Genomic DNA, 18,758 nt, shown 5'->3' with positions numbered 1-18,758 from the left:
CCCTCAGCCCGCCCACCCAGCCGCCACCCAGCGCCGTGCCGGCGCCGCTCGCCCAGCGCTGTGCGTCAGCCACCCCGCCCGGCTGCCCCGCAGTGTCGTGTTCGCGCCGCTCGCCCAGCGCTGTGCGTCAGCCGAGGCGCCCGGCTGGCGTGGGGTGTCGAGTTAGCGCCGCGAATACAGCGCTGGGGGTCAGCCGGGTGGTCCGGCTGGCGTGGGGTGTCGCGTTCGCGCCGGGAACACAGCGCTGGGCGTCAGCCGAGTTGCCCGGCTGGCAGGCCGTGTGCGGGCGCATCCCGCGTACGGATGCGGGTGTCGGGAAGGTCTCCGCCGCAGCGGCGGCGGGGTCAGGAGTGCGTGGCCAGGAAGGTGTCCAGGCAGCGTTCGGCGTTGGCGGTGATGGTGAGCGCCGGGTTGGCGAGCGCGGCGGAGCCGGGCAGCAGGGCGCCGTCGACGCAGTAGAGGTTGGCGTAGCCGGCCACCCGGCCGGCGAAGTCGGTGGCCCTGCCCATCACGAGGCCGCCGAGCGGATGGTAGGTGTTGTGGGAGCCCAGCCCCATGCCGGTGTTGCGGTCGTAGGTGGGCAGGCCGGTGAGCAGGCTGTCCTTGCTGCCCTCGGTGGCCCACCACAGCCGGGTCGCCAGATCCCGCCCGGCCCTGTCCGACGACGTCTGCATCTCGGCATACGGCCAGTGGACCTTCCCGGTGCCGGTGGCCGCGTCGTAGCGGATCTCGCCGCGTTCCGGCGCCAGGCTGGTGATCAGGTGCGCGGTCGTGGACGGCAGCCAGGACGGGATCGGTGCGGCTTCCCAGGCCATCGACGCCGGGGCGTACGGATTGCTGTCGTCGAAGAAGCGTGAGTTGCCCGGCCCGCCCTGCGCGCTGCCGACGGTCTTGCGCAGGTTGAGGCGGGCGATCAGGAAGTCCCCGTTGTTGCCCCAGCCTTTGCCGACCTCGGTGCTGGTCAGCCGGGGGAGCCGCCCGCGGGCGCGGGAGGTGAGCAGCAGCGACGTGCTGCCGAGCGACCCCGCGGCGAGGAACAGGAACTCGGCCGGCAGCACCTTGGACGCCAGCACGGCGCCCCGGTCGTCGATCTGCCGGCAGGCCACCTCGAAGCGTTCCTGCCCGGACACCTCGCGGATCTCGGTGACCTCGTGCAGCGGCAGCACGGTCACGTTGCCGGTGGCTTCGGCCCAGGCGAGATAGTTGCGGTCGACGCTGTGTTTGGCGCCGGAGTTGCTGCCGAACGGGCCCTCACCGATCGAGTGGCACTTGACCGCCCGTCCGGCGAGCTCGTCGCGGACGACGTCCCAGTCCACGCCGAACGGCACCGGGACCGCGGTGCGGCCGAACTCGGCGACGTACTGCAGCCAGGCCCGCGCGCCCTCGAAGCCGGGGGCGGCCTGGATGTCGTCGGGGATGGTGGCGGCGCCCAGGTTCTGCCGGGCGCGCGGCCAGTAGACGGTGTCGAACTCGGTGTAGGGGAGTTCGGCCGGGTAGACCTTCTCCCAGTCGGCCCGCCGCGGCTGGGGCAGGAACATGCCGATCACCAGGGAGCCGCCGCCGACGCCGGCCCCGCACATCACCTGGATGCCGTCGCCGACGTGTTTCTGGATCAGCCCGGCCCGGCGTTCGATGACTTTGCTGGTGTCCAGCCCGAGCGGCGGCCGGTCGCCGAACCAGGCGCAGCGCCAGTCCGGGTCGCTGATCGTGCAGAAGGTGGTGCCGGAGCCGTCGACGGTCCAGCGGCGGCCGCGTTCCAGGACGGTCACCACCATGCCGGCCCTGGCCAGCCGGTGCGCCGCGACCGCGCCGCCGAACCCGCTGCCGATGATCACCGCGGTGCGGCCCCGCAGGGCGGGCACCTGGCGCAGGGCGACGGCGCCGGCGCTGAGCGCGCCGGCCTGGAGCACGGTACGGCGTTTCACGGCTGCCTCCCGACCACCCACATGGAGAAGAACTGGGATCCGCCCCCGTACGCGTGGCCGAGCGCGGTCGCCGCCCCCGCCACCTGATGGTCACCGGCCCGCCCCATCACCTGCATGGCCGCCTCGGCGAACCGCAGCAGCCCGGACGCGCCGATCGGGTTGGAGCAGAGCACCCCGCCGGACGGGTTGACCGGCAGCGCCCCACCGATGCGGGTCTCGCCCGATTCGACGAGCTTCCACCCCTGCCCTTGCCCGACGAATCCAACATTCTCCAGCCACATCGGCTCGAACCAGGAGAACGGCACGTACAGCTCGGCCACATCGATCTCATCCAGCGGCGACTTGATCCCGGCCGCCGACCACAGCGCGGATGCCGCCGCAACCCCGGCACGGGGATTGACGTGGTCCTTCCCGGCGTAGAAGGTCGGCTCGGTCCGCATCGCCGTGGCCCGGATCCAGGCCACCTGCTGCGCGGATGCTGAAGCCGCCGCCTCGTCCCCGATCACGATGGCGCACGCCCCGTCCGACGACGGGCAGGTCTCGTCGTAGCGCACCGGGTCCCACAGCATCGTCGACGACTGCACCGACTCCAGGGTGATCTCCGGCTGGCGCAGGTGAGCGTACGGATTGAGCGCCCCGTTGCGCCGATCCTTGACCGCCACCAGCGCCCCGATGTGCGGCGGCGCGTCGAAGCGCCGGATGTAGGACCGGATGTGCGGCGCGAAGTACCCGCCCGCCCCGGCCCCGATCGGCGCGGTGAACGGCGGCTGGATCGACAGCGCCCACATCGCGTTCGACTCGGACTGCTTCTCGAACGCCACCGCCAGCACCCGCCGGTGCACCCCGGAGCGGATCAGGCTGGTCGCCACGATCGCGGTGGCCCCGCCCACCGATCCGGCCGTGTGCACCCGCAGCAGCGGCTTCCCGACGGCGCCCAGAGAGGAAGCCAGGAACAGCTCCGGCATCATCACGCCCTCGAACAGGTCCGGCGCCTTGCCGAGCACCACCGCGTCGATCTGTGACCAGTCGGTGCCGGCGTCGGCCAGGGCCCGGTCGATCGCCTCCCGGCACAGCCCGGCCATCGACACGTCGGTGCGGCGGGTGCGGTGGTGGGTCTGCCCGGTTCCGAGTACAGCGGCGCGTCTCATCGGCTCTCCAGCACGCATACGAGATTCTGCTGGAGGGCGGGCCCGCTGGTGGCGTGCCCGGCCACCCGGTTCGCCCGCCCGGACATCACCTCCTCGGCCGCGGCGCCGATCCGGGACAGCCCGGCCGAGAACATCGCGTCGCCGTCACCCGGGATGACCTTCCCGGCCGGGATGTCCAGCGCCGCCCGCAGCAGCAGTTCCTGTGAGGTGAACGGCGCGTGCAGCGCCACCAGGGCCACGTCGCCGTCCAGCCCGGCGTCGCGGGCCGCGGCGGTCGCCGACGGCACCGCGGTCAGGTCACGTTCGCCCAGCCCCGGTGGGTCGACGCGATGCGCGAACCCGGAGATCCAGGCGGGGCGCTCACGCAGCCGGGTGGCCCGCTCGCCGGCGGCGAGCACGATCGCGGCGGCACCGTCGGTCACCCTGGTCACATCGTGGGCTCGCAACGGATCGGAGACGTACGGCTGAGCGAGCAGTGCCGTGGCATCGGCACGGGTGTCGCGAGCCGCCACCGCCGCCATGTCGTTCTCGGTGAACATGCCCGCGTCCAGGGCCAGCCGGGCCTGCAGCGCCGCCACCGCCACCGCGTCCGGCCACAGCGGCGCCGCCGTGTACGGGTCCAGCTGCAGCGCCAGCACCCGGTGCAGCTCTCCGGCGCTGGCCTTGCCGAACCCGTACACCAGCGCGGTCTCCGCCTCCCCGGCCAGGATCTTGACGTAGGCCTCGTAGAGCGCCCACGCCGCGTCCATCTCCACGTGCGACTCGCTGATCGGCGGCACCGCCCCGATCGCGTCGACCGCGTTGACGAACGAGAACGCCCGCCCGGCCAGATAGTCCGAGGATCCGGAGCACCAGAAGTCCACCCGCTCCTTGGGCAGCCCGGCCGCGCCGAGCGCCTGCCCGATGACCGGGACCAGCGTCTCCACCCCGCTGGTGGTGAGCGAGGAGTCGGACCGGGCGAAACCGATGACGGCGACGGCGTTCACAGATGCTCCGCGTACGACTCGTAGGGTGCGTCGGGCTCGCCGGTGGCCTCGAAGTGGGCGATGTTCTCCGGCGTGGTGGACCACTGCTCCCGGGGCCGCCAGACCGCGGCCACCCGCAACCCCATCCGCACCCGGTCGGCGGCGACGCCCAGGATCAGGTGCTGGATCGGGATGTCGGCGCCGTCCAGCAGCACCTGCGCCACCGCGTAGGGCGGGTCCAGCCGCTGCCCGGCGAACGGCACGTTGACCACGCAGAACGTGGTGACCGTGCCGCGGTCGGCGACCTCGACCACCTCGTCCGGCGCGACCCCGTCGGCGGGGCAGACGCGCGGCGGCACGTACACCTTGCGGCAGACCGGGCAGCGCTGCCCGATGAGCCGGCCCTCGGCGAGCGCGCGCAGGTAGCGGTCCTCCTCGTCGGAGGTGGTGTGCCGGTAGTGCAGCCGGATCGGCGTCGTCATGATCGTCACCGGTTCGCCCGGCTCGCCCGGTGCGGACGGCTCAGCCGGTTCCGGCTCGAAGCAGGCGATGTCGCGGATGTGCCCGGTGGGGTTCTCCGACCAGCGGATCCGCACCCGCATCCCGGTGCGCATCCGGTCCGGCGCGCCGGCGTCGACCGCGTGCAGCAGGGGAGTGTCCGCCCCGTCGAGCCGGACCAGCGCCCACCCGAACGGCTTCTCCAGCGGCTGGCCCTCCAGCGGGCGTTCGGTCCAGGTCCAGCTGACCACGGTGCCGGTGGGCAGCACCTCGACCAGGTCGGTGACCGGTGCGTGGGTGACCGGGTCGTACTCCACCGGCGGCACGTGGACCCGGCCGTCCGCGGTCCGGCTGCCCAGCACCCGCCGGTCGCGCAGCCCCGCCATGAACCGGCCCAGCACCGGCCCCAACGAGCGGGTGTAATCGAAGGCGATCGTCATCGGGGCTTCCACGCCCCTGAGTGAAACACGTTCCAATATTGCCCGGCAAGAACCGCGTCAGAGGGTTCTGCATCACTGGAACGAGTTATAGAGTCGCGCCATGACGGGCATCGGGATGTGGACGATCGCACGCGAGTCGCCGCAGCTGGCGGCCATCGTGGACCCGGACGGTCGGACGGTCACCTACGGCGAGCTCGCCGCCGAGGCCGACCGGATCAGCCGGGGGCTGCGCTCCGCCGGGCTCAGCGCCGGCGACACCGTGGCGCTGCTGCTGCCCAACGGCGCGGACATCCTCACCGCCTACTTCGCGGCTGTGCAGATCGGGCTGCACGTCGTACCCCTCAACTGGCATCTCACCGGCGCCGAGCTGGGCTACATCCTGCGCGACAGCGGCGCGCGCGCCTTCATCGCGCACGAGCGCTTCACCCGGGCCGCGCAGGACGCGGCTTTCACCGGCGACCGCTTCGCGGTCGGCGACATCCCGGGCTTCGAGCCCCTGGAGTCGCTCGGCGCCGGCGGATCAGGCAGACCCGGCGGACGTACGATGGGCGCGCTCATGGTCTACACGTCCGGCACGTCCGGGCGCCCCAAGGGGGTACGCCGCCCGCTGCTCGGTCTCGACCCGGACGACGTGCCGCCGGTCTCGCTCTGGTTCTTCGGCCTGTTCGGCCTCCGCCCGTTCGACGATCACGTGCATCTGTGCTGCTCACCGCTCTACCACACGGCGGTGATGAACTTCGCCGTGATCTCCGTCCAGTTCGGGCACACCGTCGTGGTGATGGACCACTGGGACGCCGAGGAGTTCCTGCGGCTCGTGGAGCGGCACCGGGTCACCCACAGCCACATGGTGCCCACCCAGTTCCGCCGCCTGCTCGCCCTGCCCGCCGAGACGCGATCCCGTTACGACGTCTCGTCGATGCGCGCGATGATCCACGGCGCCGCGCCCTGCCCGCAGCCGGTGAAACGGGCGATGCTCGACTGGTTCGGTCCGGTGGTGATCGAGTACTACGCGGCCTCCGAGGGCGGCGGCACGCTGATCACCGCGGCGGAGTGGCAGGAGCGTCCCGGCTCGGTCGGCCGCGCCTGGCCCGGCTCCCGGGTGCGGGTCCTCGACGACGACGGCAAGGACGCCCCGGCCGGCACTCCCGGCCAGGTCTACCTGCAGATGGGTGACGCCACCTTCGAATACCACGGCGACGCCGAGAAGACCCGGGCCTCCTGGCGGGACCGGATGTTCACCGTCGGCGACATCGGCTATCTCGACGACGACGGCTACCTCTTCCTCTGCGACCGCGCCTCCGACGTGATCATCACCGGCGGCGTGAACGTCTACCCCGCCGAGATCGAGAGCGAGCTGGCGGTGCACCCGGCCGTCGGCGACGTGGCGGTCTTCGGCATCCCGCACGACGAGTGGGGCGAGGAGATCAAAGCCGTCGTCCAGCCCGCCCCGGGCGTCACCACCGGCCCCGAACTGACCGCCGAGCTGCTGGATTTCCTGGCCGGCCGGCTGGCGAGGTTCAAGCTGCCCCGCACCGTCGACTACGTCGGGGAGCTGCCCCGCGACCCGAACGGCAAGCTCTACAAACGCCTGCTGCGCGACCCTTACTGGTCCGGCCGTGACCGTGCCATCTGACCGGCCCAGGTGCCGTCGTCGTCCACCCGCGGCGGCTCGGCGCCGGTGACCAGCGTGACCAGCGCGGCGTCCAGGTCGTCGCCGAGAAACCACTCGCCGCCGGCGTCGATCGCGAACACCCGGCCCCGCTCGTCGATCGCCAGCACCGCGTCGTCCTCGCCTTCCACGCCGAGCGGGAAGAGGCGGACCCCGAGCACCCTCGCGAAGGCGGCGAGGGTCCGGGCGGTGGGCGCCGCCATGGTCGGGTCCAGCGCGAACGGCGATCGCCGCAGCGCCACACCCGGCCCGTCCTGATGCAGGTAGACGCCCACGAACTCGGTCAGCGCCCGCTCGGCCGCCGGAAACGGCTCGTGTCCCGCGCCGCGCACCGCCCGGATCGCCGCCTCGGCCATCTCGGGCACCCGCCGGCCCTCCGCCCAGCCGGCGCCGCGCAGCACGGCCGCCACCTCGTCCGGGAATCGCCGCACGCCCGTCCTCCCTCACTCGGTGGCGGCGGCGTCCGGCCGCAACCCGAGATAGTCCAGCAACAGCAGGGCGGGCAGTTTCGAACGGACCACCGTGCCGCCCGCCGGGTCACCGTCCTCCCGGATCCGGTAGGTCACCAGCCGGGCCCCGCGCACCAGCTCCCGCATCTCGGCGAGGGTCAGCGACGGGCGGCCGCACTCGGCGCGGGCGTTCTCCTCGGCCCAGAAGAGCTCGGAGAAGACCGCCGCCTCGGAGGTGCGCTCGCAACCGCGCTCCCGGTAGCGGGCCGGCATCGCCTCGAAGAACGCGGCCACCGCCGGATGCGTCTGCCGGTTGATCGCCGACCGCTGGCTGCGCGCCACCCAGCTGCGCCCGCCGATCGTCAGCCGGCTCATCGTCGCGGGGTAGAACCGGGGTTCCGGGCTCTTCGGCTGCTCCGGCCGTGGCTGGAAGCCCCGCTCGTACCACTCGGCGAGGTTCGGCGGCGGCAGCGTGCCACCGAGAATCAGGCGGCCGGAGAACCGGTCGAGGATCATGCTCGGCGTACCGGACGGATCGCCGGGCGGATAGCGGGCCGAGATCACCCAGCCTTTCGCGAACTCGTACAGGACGGGCTCGGCGCCGGGTGCTGCCTCCGCAACCCACCTGCGGGCCCGCTCTTCCGCCTCCGCCCGGGTGAGTGCCGTCATGATCTCCACTGTAAACCGGCGCCTACCATCGGCACGATGAACGTCGATGGCGGATGACGCGGATTCCGCGCGGGGAGATCGATCCCGGCCGTCCGGGCGCGGACGGGGTGGCCCACCTCGACGTGGCGCCCTAATTCTTCCGCGCGGTGATCAAGGTGAAGCCGAGCAGCTCGCCGGCGTCCTTCTCCAGCATGTCGAGCACCGGCTGGGACCCGGGCTCGCGCTCGGCGCACGCCTGGGTCCAGAGCAGCCAGTCACGCCAGCCGTCGGCCTGCAGACGCGCCGAGGTGACCGTGACCAACTCGGTGATCTCCCACTGGAAACGCCACCAGTCCGGGGTGTGCCAGGCGATCGCCTCCCAACCCACCACCTCCTTGATGTGCGGCGGGATCGCGCCGAGCTCGCGGATCTCCCGCGTCATGCCGGGCGTCGCCACCCCCAGCCGGCCGCCCGGCCGCAGGAAGCGAACCAGGTACGGCAGGTAGCTGTCGGCGGTCCCGAAGTACTCGAACGCGTCGATGCTGACGATCGCGTCGAACGACTCCTCCTCGAACGGCAGCTGATGCGCCTCGGCGTGCACCGCGGTCACCCGGTCGGCCACCCCGGCCTCGGCGAAGACCGCGCCCGCCTGCTCCGCGCCCACCCACCAGTCCGAGGCGACCACCTCCACGCCGAACTCGCGGGCCAGGAACACCGAGGTGGCGCCCTTGCCGGAGCCGAGGTCCAGGACCCGCATGCCGGGGCGCAGATCGAGGTCGTGGGCCAGGTCCTCCAGCAGCCACAGCGGGTGCGGGCCCATGTCGAGGCTGAGCACCCAGGCCGGGTCGTAGCGGGACGAGAGCGGATAACGGTCCGGGCGCACCAGGCGATCCAACGCGGTCACCCGCCCGACCCAAGCGAACCGCCCGGCCGGCGGCAACCGGATTTCTCAGCGCCGGTTTGCTCAGCGCCGGTTTGCTCAGCGCCGGTTTGCTCAGCGTCCGTTTGCTCAGCGTCCGTTTGCTCAGCGTCCGTTCTCAGTGTCCGTGGAAGACCGGCCGGCGCTTCTCGATGAAGGCCCGCGGCCCCTCCTTGGCGTCGTCACTGGTGAAGACCCGCATGCCGATGCGGGACTCGACCGCGAAGGCGTCGTTCTCGGCCATCCCCTCGGTCTCGCGGATGGTGCGCAGGATCGCCTGCACCGCCAGCGGCCCGTTCGCCGCGATCGTCTCGGCCAGCTCCAGGGCCTTCGGCAGGGCCTGCCCGTCCGGCACCACGTGCCCGATCAGGCCGGCCGCGAGCGCCTCGGCCGCGCTCAGGTGGCGGCCGGTCAGCAGCAGCTCGACCGCGACCGTGTACGGCAGCTGGCGCGGCAGCCGCACCGCCGAGCCGCCCAGCGGGAACAGCCCCCAGCGCGCCTCGCTGACCCCGAAGCGGGCGCTCTCGCCGGCCACCCGTACGTCGGTGGCCTGCAGGATCTCGGTGCCGCCGGCGACCGCCGGGCCCTCCACGGCGGCGATCAGCGGTTTGCTCAGCCGGCGCCCCTTGAGCAGCGCGTCGATGCGCGACAGGTCGGTGCCGCCGCCCGAGAACCCGTCGCCGGGATGCGACTCGGTCATCGCCCGCAGGTCGGCGCCGGCGCAGAACGAGCCGCCCGCCCCGGTCAGGACGGCGACCCGGATCGACGGGTCGGCGTCCACCCGGTCCCAGGCGTCGCGCATCACGGCCATCATCTCCGGCGAGAGCGCGTTGCGGACCTGGGGCCGGTTCATCGTGACGATCAGGATCGGTCCGCGCTGTTCGACGAGGGCGTCCACCGGTTCTCCTTCATGACGAACGGGACTTGCCGCGAACGATAACAGGTTCTACTTTCTGTTGATGGCGGCCAATATTGCTGACCTCTTCGAGCACGCGGTGGATGCCTTTCCCGACCGCGTCGCGGTGGCCTGCGGCGACGACGAGCTGAGTTACGCCGAGCTGGAGGACGCCGCCAACCGACTGGCCCACTTCCTGCAAGATCGCGGCGTGGGTCCGGGCGACCACATCGGACTCTACGCGGGCAACTCGATCGAGGCCGTGGTCTCCATGGTCGCGGTGTACAAGCTCCGCGCCGTGGTCGTCAACGTCAACTTCCGATACGTCGAGAACGAGTTGCAATATCTGTTCGCCGACGCCGAGCTGACGGCGCTGATCCACGACCGCAAATACGCGCCGAAGGTCGCCGCCGTGCTGCCCGCCGCACCCGGCCTGCACACCACCGTCGCCCTGCCCGACGGCACCGACGAGAAGACCGACGGCACCCTCTACCAGGACGCGCTGGCCGCCGGCCACCCCGGGCGGGACTTCGGCGAACGCTCCGGCGACGACATCTACCTGCTCTACACCGGCGGCACCACCGGCTATCCGAAAGGCGTCGTCTGGCGGCACGAGGACGTGTGGCGGGTCCTCGGCGGCGGCATCGACTTCATGTCCGGCGTGCCGCTGGAGGACGAGTGGGCGCAGAGCCGCCGCGGCGCCGAGATGCCACCGATGACCCGGCTCTGCCTCGCCCCGCTAATCCACGGCAACGCCCAGTGGGCCGCCCTGGCCGCCCTCTTCAACGGCGACACCGTCGTGGTCCTGCCCCACTTCGACCCCGAGGAGGTGTGGCGCACCATCGAACGCCGCAAGGTCACCGTGGTCGTGTTGATCGGCGACGCGATGGCCCGCCCGATCATCGAGGCCTACCTGGCCGGCAACCACGACGGCTCGTCGCTGGTCGCCATCTCCTCCAGCGCGGCGCTGTTCTCCCCGTCGGTGAAACGGCAATACCTCGAGGCGCTGCCGAACACCATGGTCACCGACGCGATCGGCTCGTCCGAGACCGGGTTCGCCGGCCTCGGCATCGTCGCCGACGTGCAGGGCGGCGCGGTCGACGGCCCCCGGGTCATGCCCGGCCCGAACACCATCGTCATCGACGAATACGGCAAGAAGGCCGCACCCGGCGTGATCGGCCGCCTGGCCCGCGGCGGGCACGTGCCGCTCGGCTACTACAAGGACCCGGCCAAGACCGCGGCCCTGCTCACCGAGATCGACGGCGTCCGCTACGCGATGCCCGGCGACCTGGCCCGGCTCGAGGAGGACGGTACCATCACCCTGCTCGGGCGCGGCAACACCTGCATCAACACCGGCGGCGAGAAGGTCTTCCCGGAAGAGGTGGAGGGCGCGCTCAAGGCGCACGCGGACGTCTTCGACGCCCTCGTGATCGGCGCCCCCGACGACCGGCTCGGCCAGCGGGTGGTCGCGCTCGTGCAACCCCGCGACGGCGTACGCGTCGACCTGGACGAACTGGAGAGACACGTACGGCAGCGGGTCGCCGGGTACAAGGTGCCCCGCTCCGTGTGGCTGGTCGACCACATCGCCCGCACCATCAGCGGCAAGGCCGACTACCGGTGGGCCCATGAGTACGCCCGGACCCACGCGGAGGCGGTGCGCGGTGCGGACTGACCTGTGCGACCGGCTCGGCATCGACGTGCCGATCGTCGGCTTCAGCCCCTCCGAGCACGTCGTCGCCGCCATCAGCAAGGCCGGTGGGCTGGGCGTGCTCGGCTGCGTCCGCTTCAACGACGCCGGCGAACTCGACCAGGTGCTCACCTGGCTCGACCGGGAACTCGGCGACCGCCCGTACGGTGTGGACGTGGTGATGCCCGGCCGGGTGCCGACCGAGGGCACCCCGACCGACCTCAACGAGCTGATCCCACCCGGGCACCGCAACTTCGTCGAACGCACCCTGATGCGCCTCGGCGTCCCACCGCTCGGCGTCGACGAGGCGCACCGCGTCGGTGTGCTCGGCTGGCTGCACTCGGTGGCCCGCAGTCACGTCGAGGTGGCGCTCACCCACCCGGCGCGGCTGATCGCCAACGCGCTCGGCCCGCCGCCGGCCGACGTGATCGAGCAGGCGCACGAGCACGGTCTGCTGGTCGCGGCCCTCGCGGGCCGCGCCGACCACGCCCGCAGTCACCTCGCCGGCGGCGTCGACCTGGTGGTGGCGCAGGGGTACGAGGCCGGCGGGCACACCGGCGAGATCGGCAGCATGGTGCTGGTCCCGGAGATCGTCGACGCGGTCGGTGCGGACGTGCCGGTGCTGGCCGCCGGCGGCATCGGCACCGGGCGGCAGATCGCCGCCGCCCTGGCGCTCGGCGCCCGCGGCGTCTGGATGGGTTCGGTGTGGCTCGGCACCGCCGAGTATCAGGCCACCGAAGCGCTGCGTGAGGCGCTGCTGAGAGCGGGCTCCGGGGACACCGTGCGCAGCCGTATCTACACCGGCAAACCGGCCCGGCTGCTGCGCAACCGCTGGACCGAGGCGTGGAACGACGCGGAGGCGCCGAAACCACTGCCGATGCCGCTGCAGAACCTGCTCGTCTCCGGCGCGCACGACCGCCTGATGGCCTCCGGCGACCCGAGTGTGGTGCCGATGCCGGTGGGGCAGATCGTCGGCCGGATGAACGAGGTCCGCCCGGTGGCCGCGGTCCTCGCCGACCTCGTCACCGAGGCCGACGAGACCCTGGCTCGCCTGGCGAAACTGACCTGACCGGGGGTCAGCTCAGAGCGGGCGGATGTTCTCCGCCTGCAGACCCTTGGCGCCCTGAGCGACGTCGAACTCGACGCGCTGGTTCTCCTCCAGGCTGCGGTAGCCGGTGGTCGCGATGGCGGAGAAGTGCGCGAAAACGTCACCCTCGCCGCTGTCCTGGGTGATGAAGCCGAAGCCCTTTTCGCCGTTGAACCACTTCACGGTACCGGTGGCCATGATTTTTCCCTTCAGCCCGTGAGGCGCCGCACCGTGCGGCACCTCGCGTCGCCACATTTGATGACCACACACCGACGAAAAAAGCCTGACGGGAACAGAGACCCATCAGGCGTGAAGAACGTCTACGGAAATCAAAACTGCAACGGGGCCAAGCTAGCACAAGAATGTGATCGTCGGGGACTTCGCCCCCGGGAGTGACCTCGCCCACCCGATCCCGCCTGCGGCGACCCGCTGAACCAGTCGTGCCGCCGCAGACGGAAAATCCATGGTGTGGGCCACCGAAAAATCGGCGTCCGTTGGTGATGACCGTAGCACGGAAATAATTACGGGAGGTTACACAAGATCATCTGAGGAATCGAAACCTGAAATTCACTTCAGGCAGCCGTCTTCTCACTCGGCCGGCCCTGGTCGAACTGGGTGTTGTGCAACTCGGTGTAACGACCGTTCGCGGCCAGCAACTCGGCGTGCGTGCCGCGCTCCACCACCCGGCCGTCCTCGATCACCAGAATCAGGTCGGCCGCGCGAACCGTCGACAGCCGGTGCGCGATCACCACCGCGGTCCGGCCGGTCAGGGCCTCACCGAGGGCCGCCTGCACCGCCAGCTCCGACGTGGAGTCCAGATGCGCGGTGGCCTCGTCGAGCACCACCACCCGCGGTCTCGCCAGCAGCAGCCGGGCGATCGTCAGCCGCTGCCGCTCCCCACCGGAGAGCCGGTAGCCGCGCTCGCCGATCACCGTGTCCAGCCCGTCCGGCAGTGACTCCACCAGCTCGGCGATCCGCGCCCGGCGCAGCACCTCCCACAGCTCGTCCTCGGTCGCGTCCGGGCGGGCGAACAGCAGATTCGCGCGCACCGACTCGTGGAACAGGTGCCCGTCCTGGGTGACCATGCCGAGCGTCTGCCGCAACGACGCCGCGGTCACGTCCCGTACGTCGACCCCGGCCAGCCGGACCGCGCCGGATTCCGCGTCGTAGAGCCGCGGCAACAGCGACGCCATCGTCGACTTGCCGGCGCCGGAGGACCCGACCAGCGCCACCATCTGCCCCGGCTCGGCCCGGAACGACACGTCGTGCAGCACCTCCACCCCGCCGCGGGTGTCCAGCGTCGCCACCTCCTCCAGCGAGGCGAGCGACACCTTGTCGGCCGGCGGATAGGCGAACCGGACCGCGTCGAACTCCACCGCCACCGGCCCGTCCGGCACCGGCCGGGCGTCCGGCTTCTCCTCGATCAACGGCTTCAGGTCGAGCACCTCGAAGACCCGCTCGAAGCTGACCAGCGCGCTCATCACCTCGACGCGGGCGCTGGCCAGGGCGGTCAACGGCGCGTACAGCCGGGTGAGCAGCAGCGCCAGGGCGACCACGGCGCCCGGGTCGAGCTGGCCGCGCAGCGCGTAGAAGCCGCCCAGCCCGTAGACCAGCGCCAGAGCCAGCGCCGACACCGAGGTCAGGGCGGTCAGGAACACCCACTGGACCATGGCCGTGCGTACCCCGATGTCCCGGACCCGCCGCGCCCGCGCGGCGAACTCCGCCGACTCGGCGTCCGGCCGGCCGTAAAGCTTGACCAGCGTCGCACCCGGCGCCGAGAAGCGCTCGGTCATCTGCGTGTTCATCGCCGCGTTGTGGCCGGCGGCCTCCCGCTCCAGCCGGGCCAGCCGGCCGCCCATCCGCCGGGCCGGCAGCACGAAGATCGGCAACAGCAGCAGCGCCAGCAGGGTGATCTGCCACGAGATCCCGATCATGACGATCAGCGTCAGGATCAGCGTGACCAGGTTGCCCACCACTCCGGACAGTGTGTCGCTGAACGCCCGCTGCGCCCCGATCACATCGTTGTTCAGCCGGCTGACCAGCGCGCCCGTGCGGGTCCGGGTGAAGAACGCCACCGGCATCCGCTGCACGTGGTCGAAGACCGCGGTGCGCAGGTCGAGGATCAGCCCCTCACCGATGCTCGCCGACAGCCACCGCTGCACCAGCCCCAGGCCGGCCTCCAGCAGCGCGATCACCGCGATCGCACCGGCCAGCCCGATCACCAGCCCGGTGTCGCCGCCCCCGACGATCGCGTTCACCACCCGGCCGGCCAGCACCGGCGTGGCCACCGCGAGGATCGCCGTCACCACGCTCAATATCAGGAACCCGGCGAGCGCACGCCGGTGCGGCCCCGCGAACCCGGCGATGCGCCGCAGCGTCGCCATCGAGAACGGCCGCTTGTCGTCCTGCTGATTCATGGCGTGATACATCGAGTTCCACGCCGCGACTTCCATGCTCATGTCGGAACCTCCCCCGCGACACGCTGCCAGCTGCACTTAGGTTGAGGTCAAACCATCGGTGGAACGGCAACCACCGTGCCCCCGCTGCGAACGGGTCGGACAGCCCTGCAGGACACCGTAGCCGCGACCGGTCCGGCGGGTACATCCTCGAACGGGGCACGAATGCCGGGTTCCCGGCCGGTGGTTGCCCACGGCGGCCCGCGGGAATGAGATGAGGTAGGCGTGCCACCCGACGAGAGGAGTCGTGCGATGTCCGGAACCAGGGACCTGGCCCAGCGTCTGCGCGCGCTGGCCGGAAAAGCAGTCGGTGCGGACGCGGTGCGGGCGCTGCGGCGCCAGATGGCCAAGGACGGCAGCTCCGCCGCTGTCTGGCCCGACGAGCACCGGATCGGGCGGCCCCACCGGAACGACGACGCCACCTGATCTCACGACCCGCGGCGGCCGCTCCTCACGGGAACCCGTCGCCGTAATCGACGACCTCGGTGGACGGCCCGTGCGGCGGCCACCCGCGTGACGGCCGCATCGCCAGGGCCGCGTGCAGCCGGGCCAGAGCGATGGTCGCGGTCAGCTGCGGATCGGCGTAGGCCGCGCCTTCAGCCCTGCCGTCGGCGAGCGCCTGATAGATGTCGTCGGCGGCGGCAGCGAGCTGTTCCGCGCGGGCAGCATGCTGGTCGGGGGTCATCGGGTCATGCTGCCACCCCACGGCCATCGATGCCGCCCTTTCTCCGCGGCCGGCTTCGCATGCCGCCCGGCGGAGATGACAGGCGTCGTTACCGTGAAGTGGTGCGCGGTTCCGGCGACTTCCGGCTCCCGGCCTCCCTGCTCGCACTCATTTTCATGATCGGTGCGGGCCTCGCCGTGGCCGGGTTGAGCATCGAACAGACCCAGGCGGGCTACGAATGGTTCGCGCGGCATCCGCTGACCACGAACCTGTGGTCCAGCATCATCGGCTTCTGCACGGTGACGTTCGTCGTCGGTGTCGGGTTCAACGCGGTCGGGGGCCGCTCCGACCGCGCGCGCCGCGAGAACCAGATCCGCGCAGTGGTGGCCCGGGAGCTGACGACCTACCTCGACCCGGGCGTGGGCGCTCGCAACATCATGTCGACGCACGTCGAGGGCGCCGCCCACCGGATCCGGCACTCCGGGCGGCCCATCCGCCTCTCCGCCGGCCAGGATCTGGAGGAGGCCGAGCATCTGCTGGCGATCCACATCCGGCCGTACGTCGATCGTCACCTCGACCCGCGGGCGCGGTTCACCCGCTTCTCCGTCCTCGGCGAGGAGCTGATCGACGCGTCGCGATTCCTGATGGACATGGAGCGGCAGATCACCGCGGCCGCTCGGGCGCACTCCAGCGGCCAGACCGGTATGAACGGGCCGATCAGCAACTTCTACCTGGACGTTGCGAAGCTGATGGGCAAGTTCCGCACCAGGTGAGCATTGCCGTTCACGGCCGGCGGCGGCCGGCCGCCCAGCCCAGCAGGCGGGCGCCGGCCACCACCCCTCGAAGGCGGCAGGGGCTGCCCTCGATGGTTCCGGTCGGTCAGGGTGCTTTCCAGGGCCAGCTTCCGCGGGCGCTGGCCTCCAGCAACGGCACCAGGCGGAACGCGGCGTCGGTGAGGCCCCCGAAAGTGTGGCGGCGCGGGCCGGACGGGCCGTGCCCGGCCCGGTAGCCCACCAGGTTCCAGGTGTAGAGCGGCACCGACGGCGGGATCGCCGAACCGGGATCGGTCTGGCCGGCGTGCGCCTGCTCGTCGGTGACGATCAGCACCCGGTCGTGGCCGGCGTACCAGCGCTGCACCGCGGCGAGCGTGTTGGTGCCGCCGAGGTTGCCGAACCGGTCGACCACCCGCAGCAGCGACTCGCCCGCACCCACGGTGATCCGCCCGGAGCCGCTGCCGAACTGCACCAGGTCGGCCCGGCCGTGGTTGCGCATCGCCACCGCCGCGCCGAAGATCGCCGCCGCGTCCGCGTTGGTCAGCTCCGAGCGGCGCGAGAACGTGCCGAACATCGAACCGGACCGGTCCACCAGCACCAGCGTGCGGCCCGGCAGGACCGGCACGTTCGCCAGCGACGCGGTGAGCGCCCGGTCCAGCGCGTGACCCCAGCGCAGCGACGGCGCGGCCCGGTGCGCGGCGAGGAACCGGAACGGGAACTGCTTGCTCCGGGCCACCTGCTCCGGGTCGGCGAGCCGCGCCGCCACCCGCGCGGCGACCTCGTCACTGACCCCGGCCTCGTCGAAGTTGCGCAGGTTACGCAACGTCGCCATGTAACCCATGGTCGGGATCAGTGCGGTCCACAGCCGGGCCTTGTCCAGCCGGGAACCGGCCAGCGACAGCGCGTCCTCCCAGGTCAGGCCGGCGGCGCGCAGCGCCTCCGGATCGAGCAGGGACTCCACGGGCGCGGAGCGCAGCGCCGCGTTGCGGCTGATCATCTCCAGGCTCGGTGCCGGGTCGAACGGGCGGTGGTGGCGGCGGTCGAGGGCGTGCCGGAACAGGTCGCCCTGTGCCGGGGACGCCGCGGTCGGGTGCACCAGGTCGATGACGTCGGCGAAGCGGAAGCCCTTGCTCGCGGTGTCGTACTTGAGCAGGCTGAACTCGGTGTAGAGCCGCTGCACCGCGTCGGCGAGGCCGCGCTTGACCGGCTTCGGGACGGCCCGGCCGTGCCGCGCGATCCAGTAGGCGAGCAGTTCGCCGGGCTCGTCGGCGCGCTGCAGCACCGAGGAGATCAGCTGCCGTCCGCCGGGCCGGCCGGCGGCGAGCAGGGCGCGGGTGGCTTCGACCGCGCCGACCAGGGACGCGGAGCGCATGTTCGCGCCGGTGCGCAGCCAGCCGAGGAACCCGGCGGTCCACTGCGGATCGCTGACCGCGACCTCGCCGGCGAGAGAGGCGAAGCGGGCGTCACGCTCATCGGCGGACTCGTAATAGGTGCGCTCGGCGGCCATGTTGGCGACGGCGAGCAGGAACAGCTCACTCTTCGGGTCGCGGGCAGCGCCGAGGCCGCCCTCATGGGTGTACGCCGGGCTGCTCGCGGCCGTACGCACGGCGGTCTTGTTGAACTTGCCCATGAGAACGGCTCCTTTCCGCACAAAAGGGGCGACAAACTCAGAGACGGGTGCCCGAGATCAAGGACGGCGACGGAAACGAAGCGCTCTATCCACCTGAGCTACCTCCCGTGGAGCCGGGAGGGCGGGACTCGAACCCGCGACCACTCGATTAACAGTCGAAGTAACCGGCGCCTGCGCACCGGGCACCCGCGTCTGAGCTTGCGCCCCTCCCGAGATCAGGGTGCCGGACGGCGTAGTTTCACCTGAAGAAGTAGCCGTCCCGCGTCGCACCGGGAGGTGCGGAACAGAACGTAGCAACCGGCGAGATCGGCTGTCGCGCGGTTTATTCGAGGGTGATCACCGCACGGCCGGTCAACGTCCCGGCGGCGAGCCGCTCGTAGGCCAGGCCGATCTCGTCGAAGCCGAACGACTCCACCTGGTTGCGGACGAGCCCCGCGCCGGCCAGCGCGATCACCTCCTGCGCGTCGGCGATCGACGACCCCTGGAAGGTGAAGACCTCGCCGTCGCGCGGCAGCGTGCCGAACCACGGCCCGGCGAGCCGGCCCCCGGCCGAGCCGATCAGCCCGTAGGCGCCGCCGGGCCGCACCGCGGCGATGCCGGCCGCGATCGTCTCGTCGGTCCCCACGAAGTCGAGCACCACGTCGGCGCCGAAAACACCGGCCAGGTCGGGCGCGGACTCGCCGGCGCCGACCGCGACCGCGTACTGCCGCCGGGCGGGGGCCGGGTCCACCGCGACCACTCGGGCGCCGCTGAGCACCCGCAGGAACTGGATCGCGAACGCGCCCAGCCCGCCCGCGCCGATCACCACGGCGGCGCCACCGGCCGTGATCCGGGGCAGCGCCCGCCGCACCGCGTGATAGGCGGTGGCGCCGGCGTCGGTGAGCGGGCCGGCCTCGCGGGGGTCG

The 18,758-nt window shown here is 71.9% G+C and carries 18 protein-coding genes and 1 tRNA gene; 5 read left to right on the top strand and 14 right to left on the bottom strand.

The genetic code is table 11. The features are described from left to right. Positions 1 to 344: 344 nt before the first annotated feature. Genes AB0F81_RS21290 through AB0F81_RS21275 form a run of 4 tightly spaced genes read right to left on the bottom strand, consistent with a single transcriptional unit; the run spans position 345 to position 4,976 of the window. Entirely contained in the window at positions 345 to 1,925 is a 1,581-nt protein-coding gene (locus AB0F81_RS21290; protein ID WP_360199768.1) for a GMC oxidoreductase, read from the bottom strand. Next, the gene (locus AB0F81_RS21285) at positions 1,922 to 3,073 is read right to left on the bottom strand and encodes a thiolase domain-containing protein (protein ID WP_360199766.1); all 1,152 of its coding nucleotides are present in this window, start codon (positions 3,071 to 3,073) and stop codon (positions 1,922 to 1,924) included. The genes AB0F81_RS21290 and AB0F81_RS21285 overlap by 4 nt, the downstream gene beginning before the upstream one ends. Further along, on the bottom strand, positions 3,070 to 4,059 hold the full coding sequence (locus AB0F81_RS21280) for a lipid-transfer protein (protein ID WP_360199764.1): 990 nt from the start codon (positions 4,057 to 4,059) through the stop codon (positions 3,070 to 3,072). Before AB0F81_RS21280 ends, AB0F81_RS21285 begins: the two co-directional genes overlap by 4 nt. Continuing rightward, positions 4,056 to 4,976, bottom strand: a complete 921-nt coding sequence (locus AB0F81_RS21275; protein WP_360199762.1) for an OB-fold domain-containing protein — start codon at positions 4,974 to 4,976, stop codon at positions 4,056 to 4,058. The genes AB0F81_RS21280 and AB0F81_RS21275 overlap by 4 nt, the downstream gene beginning before the upstream one ends. Before the next feature lie 100 nt (positions 4,977 to 5,076). On the opposite strand from AB0F81_RS21275, the gene AB0F81_RS21270 reads away from it, so the two are divergent. After that, a complete protein-coding gene (locus AB0F81_RS21270) occupies positions 5,077 to 6,609 on the top strand; it encodes an acyl-CoA synthetase (protein ID WP_360199760.1) in 1,533 nt (510 codons plus the stop codon). Here AB0F81_RS21270 and AB0F81_RS21265 read toward each other — a convergent pair. The 4 genes from AB0F81_RS21265 to AB0F81_RS21250 form a co-directional block, all read right to left on the bottom strand. Further along, positions 6,579 to 7,076 carry an SUKH-3 domain-containing protein gene (locus AB0F81_RS21265; RefSeq protein ID WP_360199758.1) on the bottom strand — a complete coding sequence of 166 codons (498 nt, stop codon included), beginning with the start codon at positions 7,074 to 7,076 and terminating at the stop codon, positions 6,579 to 6,581. The two genes, AB0F81_RS21270 and AB0F81_RS21265, sit on opposite strands and share 31 nt — an antisense overlap. 12 nt (positions 7,077 to 7,088) lie before the next feature. Then, the gene (locus AB0F81_RS21260; RefSeq protein WP_360199756.1) at positions 7,089 to 7,763 is read right to left on the bottom strand and encodes a YwqJ-related putative deaminase; all 675 of its coding nucleotides are present in this window, start codon (positions 7,761 to 7,763) and stop codon (positions 7,089 to 7,091) included. Positions 7,764 to 7,893: 130 nt separating this feature from the next. Beyond that, positions 7,894 to 8,646: a methyltransferase domain-containing protein gene (locus tag AB0F81_RS21255; protein WP_360199754.1), complete on the bottom strand. Its 753-nt coding sequence runs from the start codon at positions 8,644 to 8,646 to the stop codon at positions 7,894 to 7,896. A 133-nt stretch (positions 8,647 to 8,779) separates the two neighbouring features. Then, positions 8,780 to 9,559 (bottom strand): crotonase/enoyl-CoA hydratase family protein, encoded by a 780-nt coding sequence (locus AB0F81_RS21250; protein ID WP_360199752.1) that lies wholly within the window; start codon positions 9,557 to 9,559, stop codon positions 8,780 to 8,782. 61 nt (positions 9,560 to 9,620) lie between these two features. Here AB0F81_RS21250 and AB0F81_RS21245 point away from each other — a divergent pair, with 61 nt between their 5' ends. Together AB0F81_RS21245 and AB0F81_RS21240 are read left to right on the top strand one after the other, a co-directional pair. Then, the gene (locus AB0F81_RS21245) at positions 9,621 to 11,228 is read left to right on the top strand and encodes an acyl-CoA synthetase (protein WP_360199750.1); all 1,608 of its coding nucleotides are present in this window, start codon (positions 9,621 to 9,623) and stop codon (positions 11,226 to 11,228) included. Next, on the top strand, positions 11,218 to 12,312 hold the full coding sequence (locus tag AB0F81_RS21240) for a nitronate monooxygenase family protein (RefSeq protein ID WP_360199748.1): 1,095 nt from the start codon (positions 11,218 to 11,220) through the stop codon (positions 12,310 to 12,312). The genes AB0F81_RS21245 and AB0F81_RS21240 overlap by 11 nt, the downstream gene beginning before the upstream one ends. A 12-nt stretch (positions 12,313 to 12,324) precedes the next feature. Here AB0F81_RS21240 and AB0F81_RS21235 read toward each other — a convergent pair whose 3' ends face one another. Then, positions 12,325 to 12,528, bottom strand: coding sequence for a cold-shock protein (locus AB0F81_RS21235; protein ID WP_360199746.1), 204 nt, complete (start codon positions 12,526 to 12,528; stop codon positions 12,325 to 12,327). Positions 12,529 to 12,902: 374 nt separating this feature from the next. Continuing rightward, positions 12,903 to 14,789: an ABC transporter ATP-binding protein gene (locus AB0F81_RS21230; RefSeq protein ID WP_360199744.1), complete on the bottom strand. Its 1,887-nt coding sequence runs from the start codon at positions 14,787 to 14,789 to the stop codon at positions 12,903 to 12,905. Positions 14,790 to 15,038: 249 nt separating this feature from the next. Between AB0F81_RS21230 and AB0F81_RS21225 the strand changes: the two genes are divergently transcribed. Further along, positions 15,039 to 15,212 carry a hypothetical protein gene (locus AB0F81_RS21225; protein ID WP_360199742.1) on the top strand — a complete coding sequence of 58 codons (174 nt, stop codon included), beginning with the start codon at positions 15,039 to 15,041 and terminating at the stop codon, positions 15,210 to 15,212. 25 nt (positions 15,213 to 15,237) lie between these two features. Here AB0F81_RS21225 and AB0F81_RS21220 read toward each other — a convergent pair whose 3' ends face one another. Beyond that, a complete protein-coding gene (locus tag AB0F81_RS21220; protein ID WP_360199740.1) occupies positions 15,238 to 15,471 on the bottom strand; it encodes a hypothetical protein in 234 nt (77 codons plus the stop codon). A 101-nt stretch (positions 15,472 to 15,572) separates the two neighbouring features. On the opposite strand from AB0F81_RS21220, the gene AB0F81_RS21215 reads away from it, so the two are divergent. Continuing rightward, positions 15,573 to 16,223, top strand: coding sequence for a hypothetical protein (locus AB0F81_RS21215; protein WP_360199738.1), 651 nt, complete (start codon positions 15,573 to 15,575; stop codon positions 16,221 to 16,223). A gap of 106 nt (positions 16,224 to 16,329) precedes the next feature. On the opposite strand, the gene AB0F81_RS21210 is transcribed toward AB0F81_RS21215, so the two are convergent. The 3 genes from AB0F81_RS21210 to AB0F81_RS21200 all read right to left on the bottom strand — a co-directional run. Next, the gene (locus AB0F81_RS21210) at positions 16,330 to 17,853 is read right to left on the bottom strand and encodes a TROVE domain-containing protein (RefSeq protein ID WP_360199736.1); all 1,524 of its coding nucleotides are present in this window, start codon (positions 17,851 to 17,853) and stop codon (positions 16,330 to 16,332) included. A gap of 108 nt (positions 17,854 to 17,961) precedes the next feature. Next, positions 17,962 to 18,043 (bottom strand) — tRNA-Ser (locus AB0F81_RS21205). 132 nt (positions 18,044 to 18,175) lie between these two features. Then, positions 18,176 to 18,758, bottom strand: a 583-nt coding sequence (locus tag AB0F81_RS21200; RefSeq protein WP_360199734.1) for a zinc-binding dehydrogenase, incomplete at its 5' end; no start/stop codon positions are given.

This window comes from Actinoplanes sp. NPDC024001 (assembly GCF_040638955.1).
Lineage (GTDB): Bacteria > Actinomycetota > Actinomycetes > Mycobacteriales > Micromonosporaceae > Actinoplanes.
This window is presented reverse-complemented; position numbering and strand designations above follow the sequence as displayed.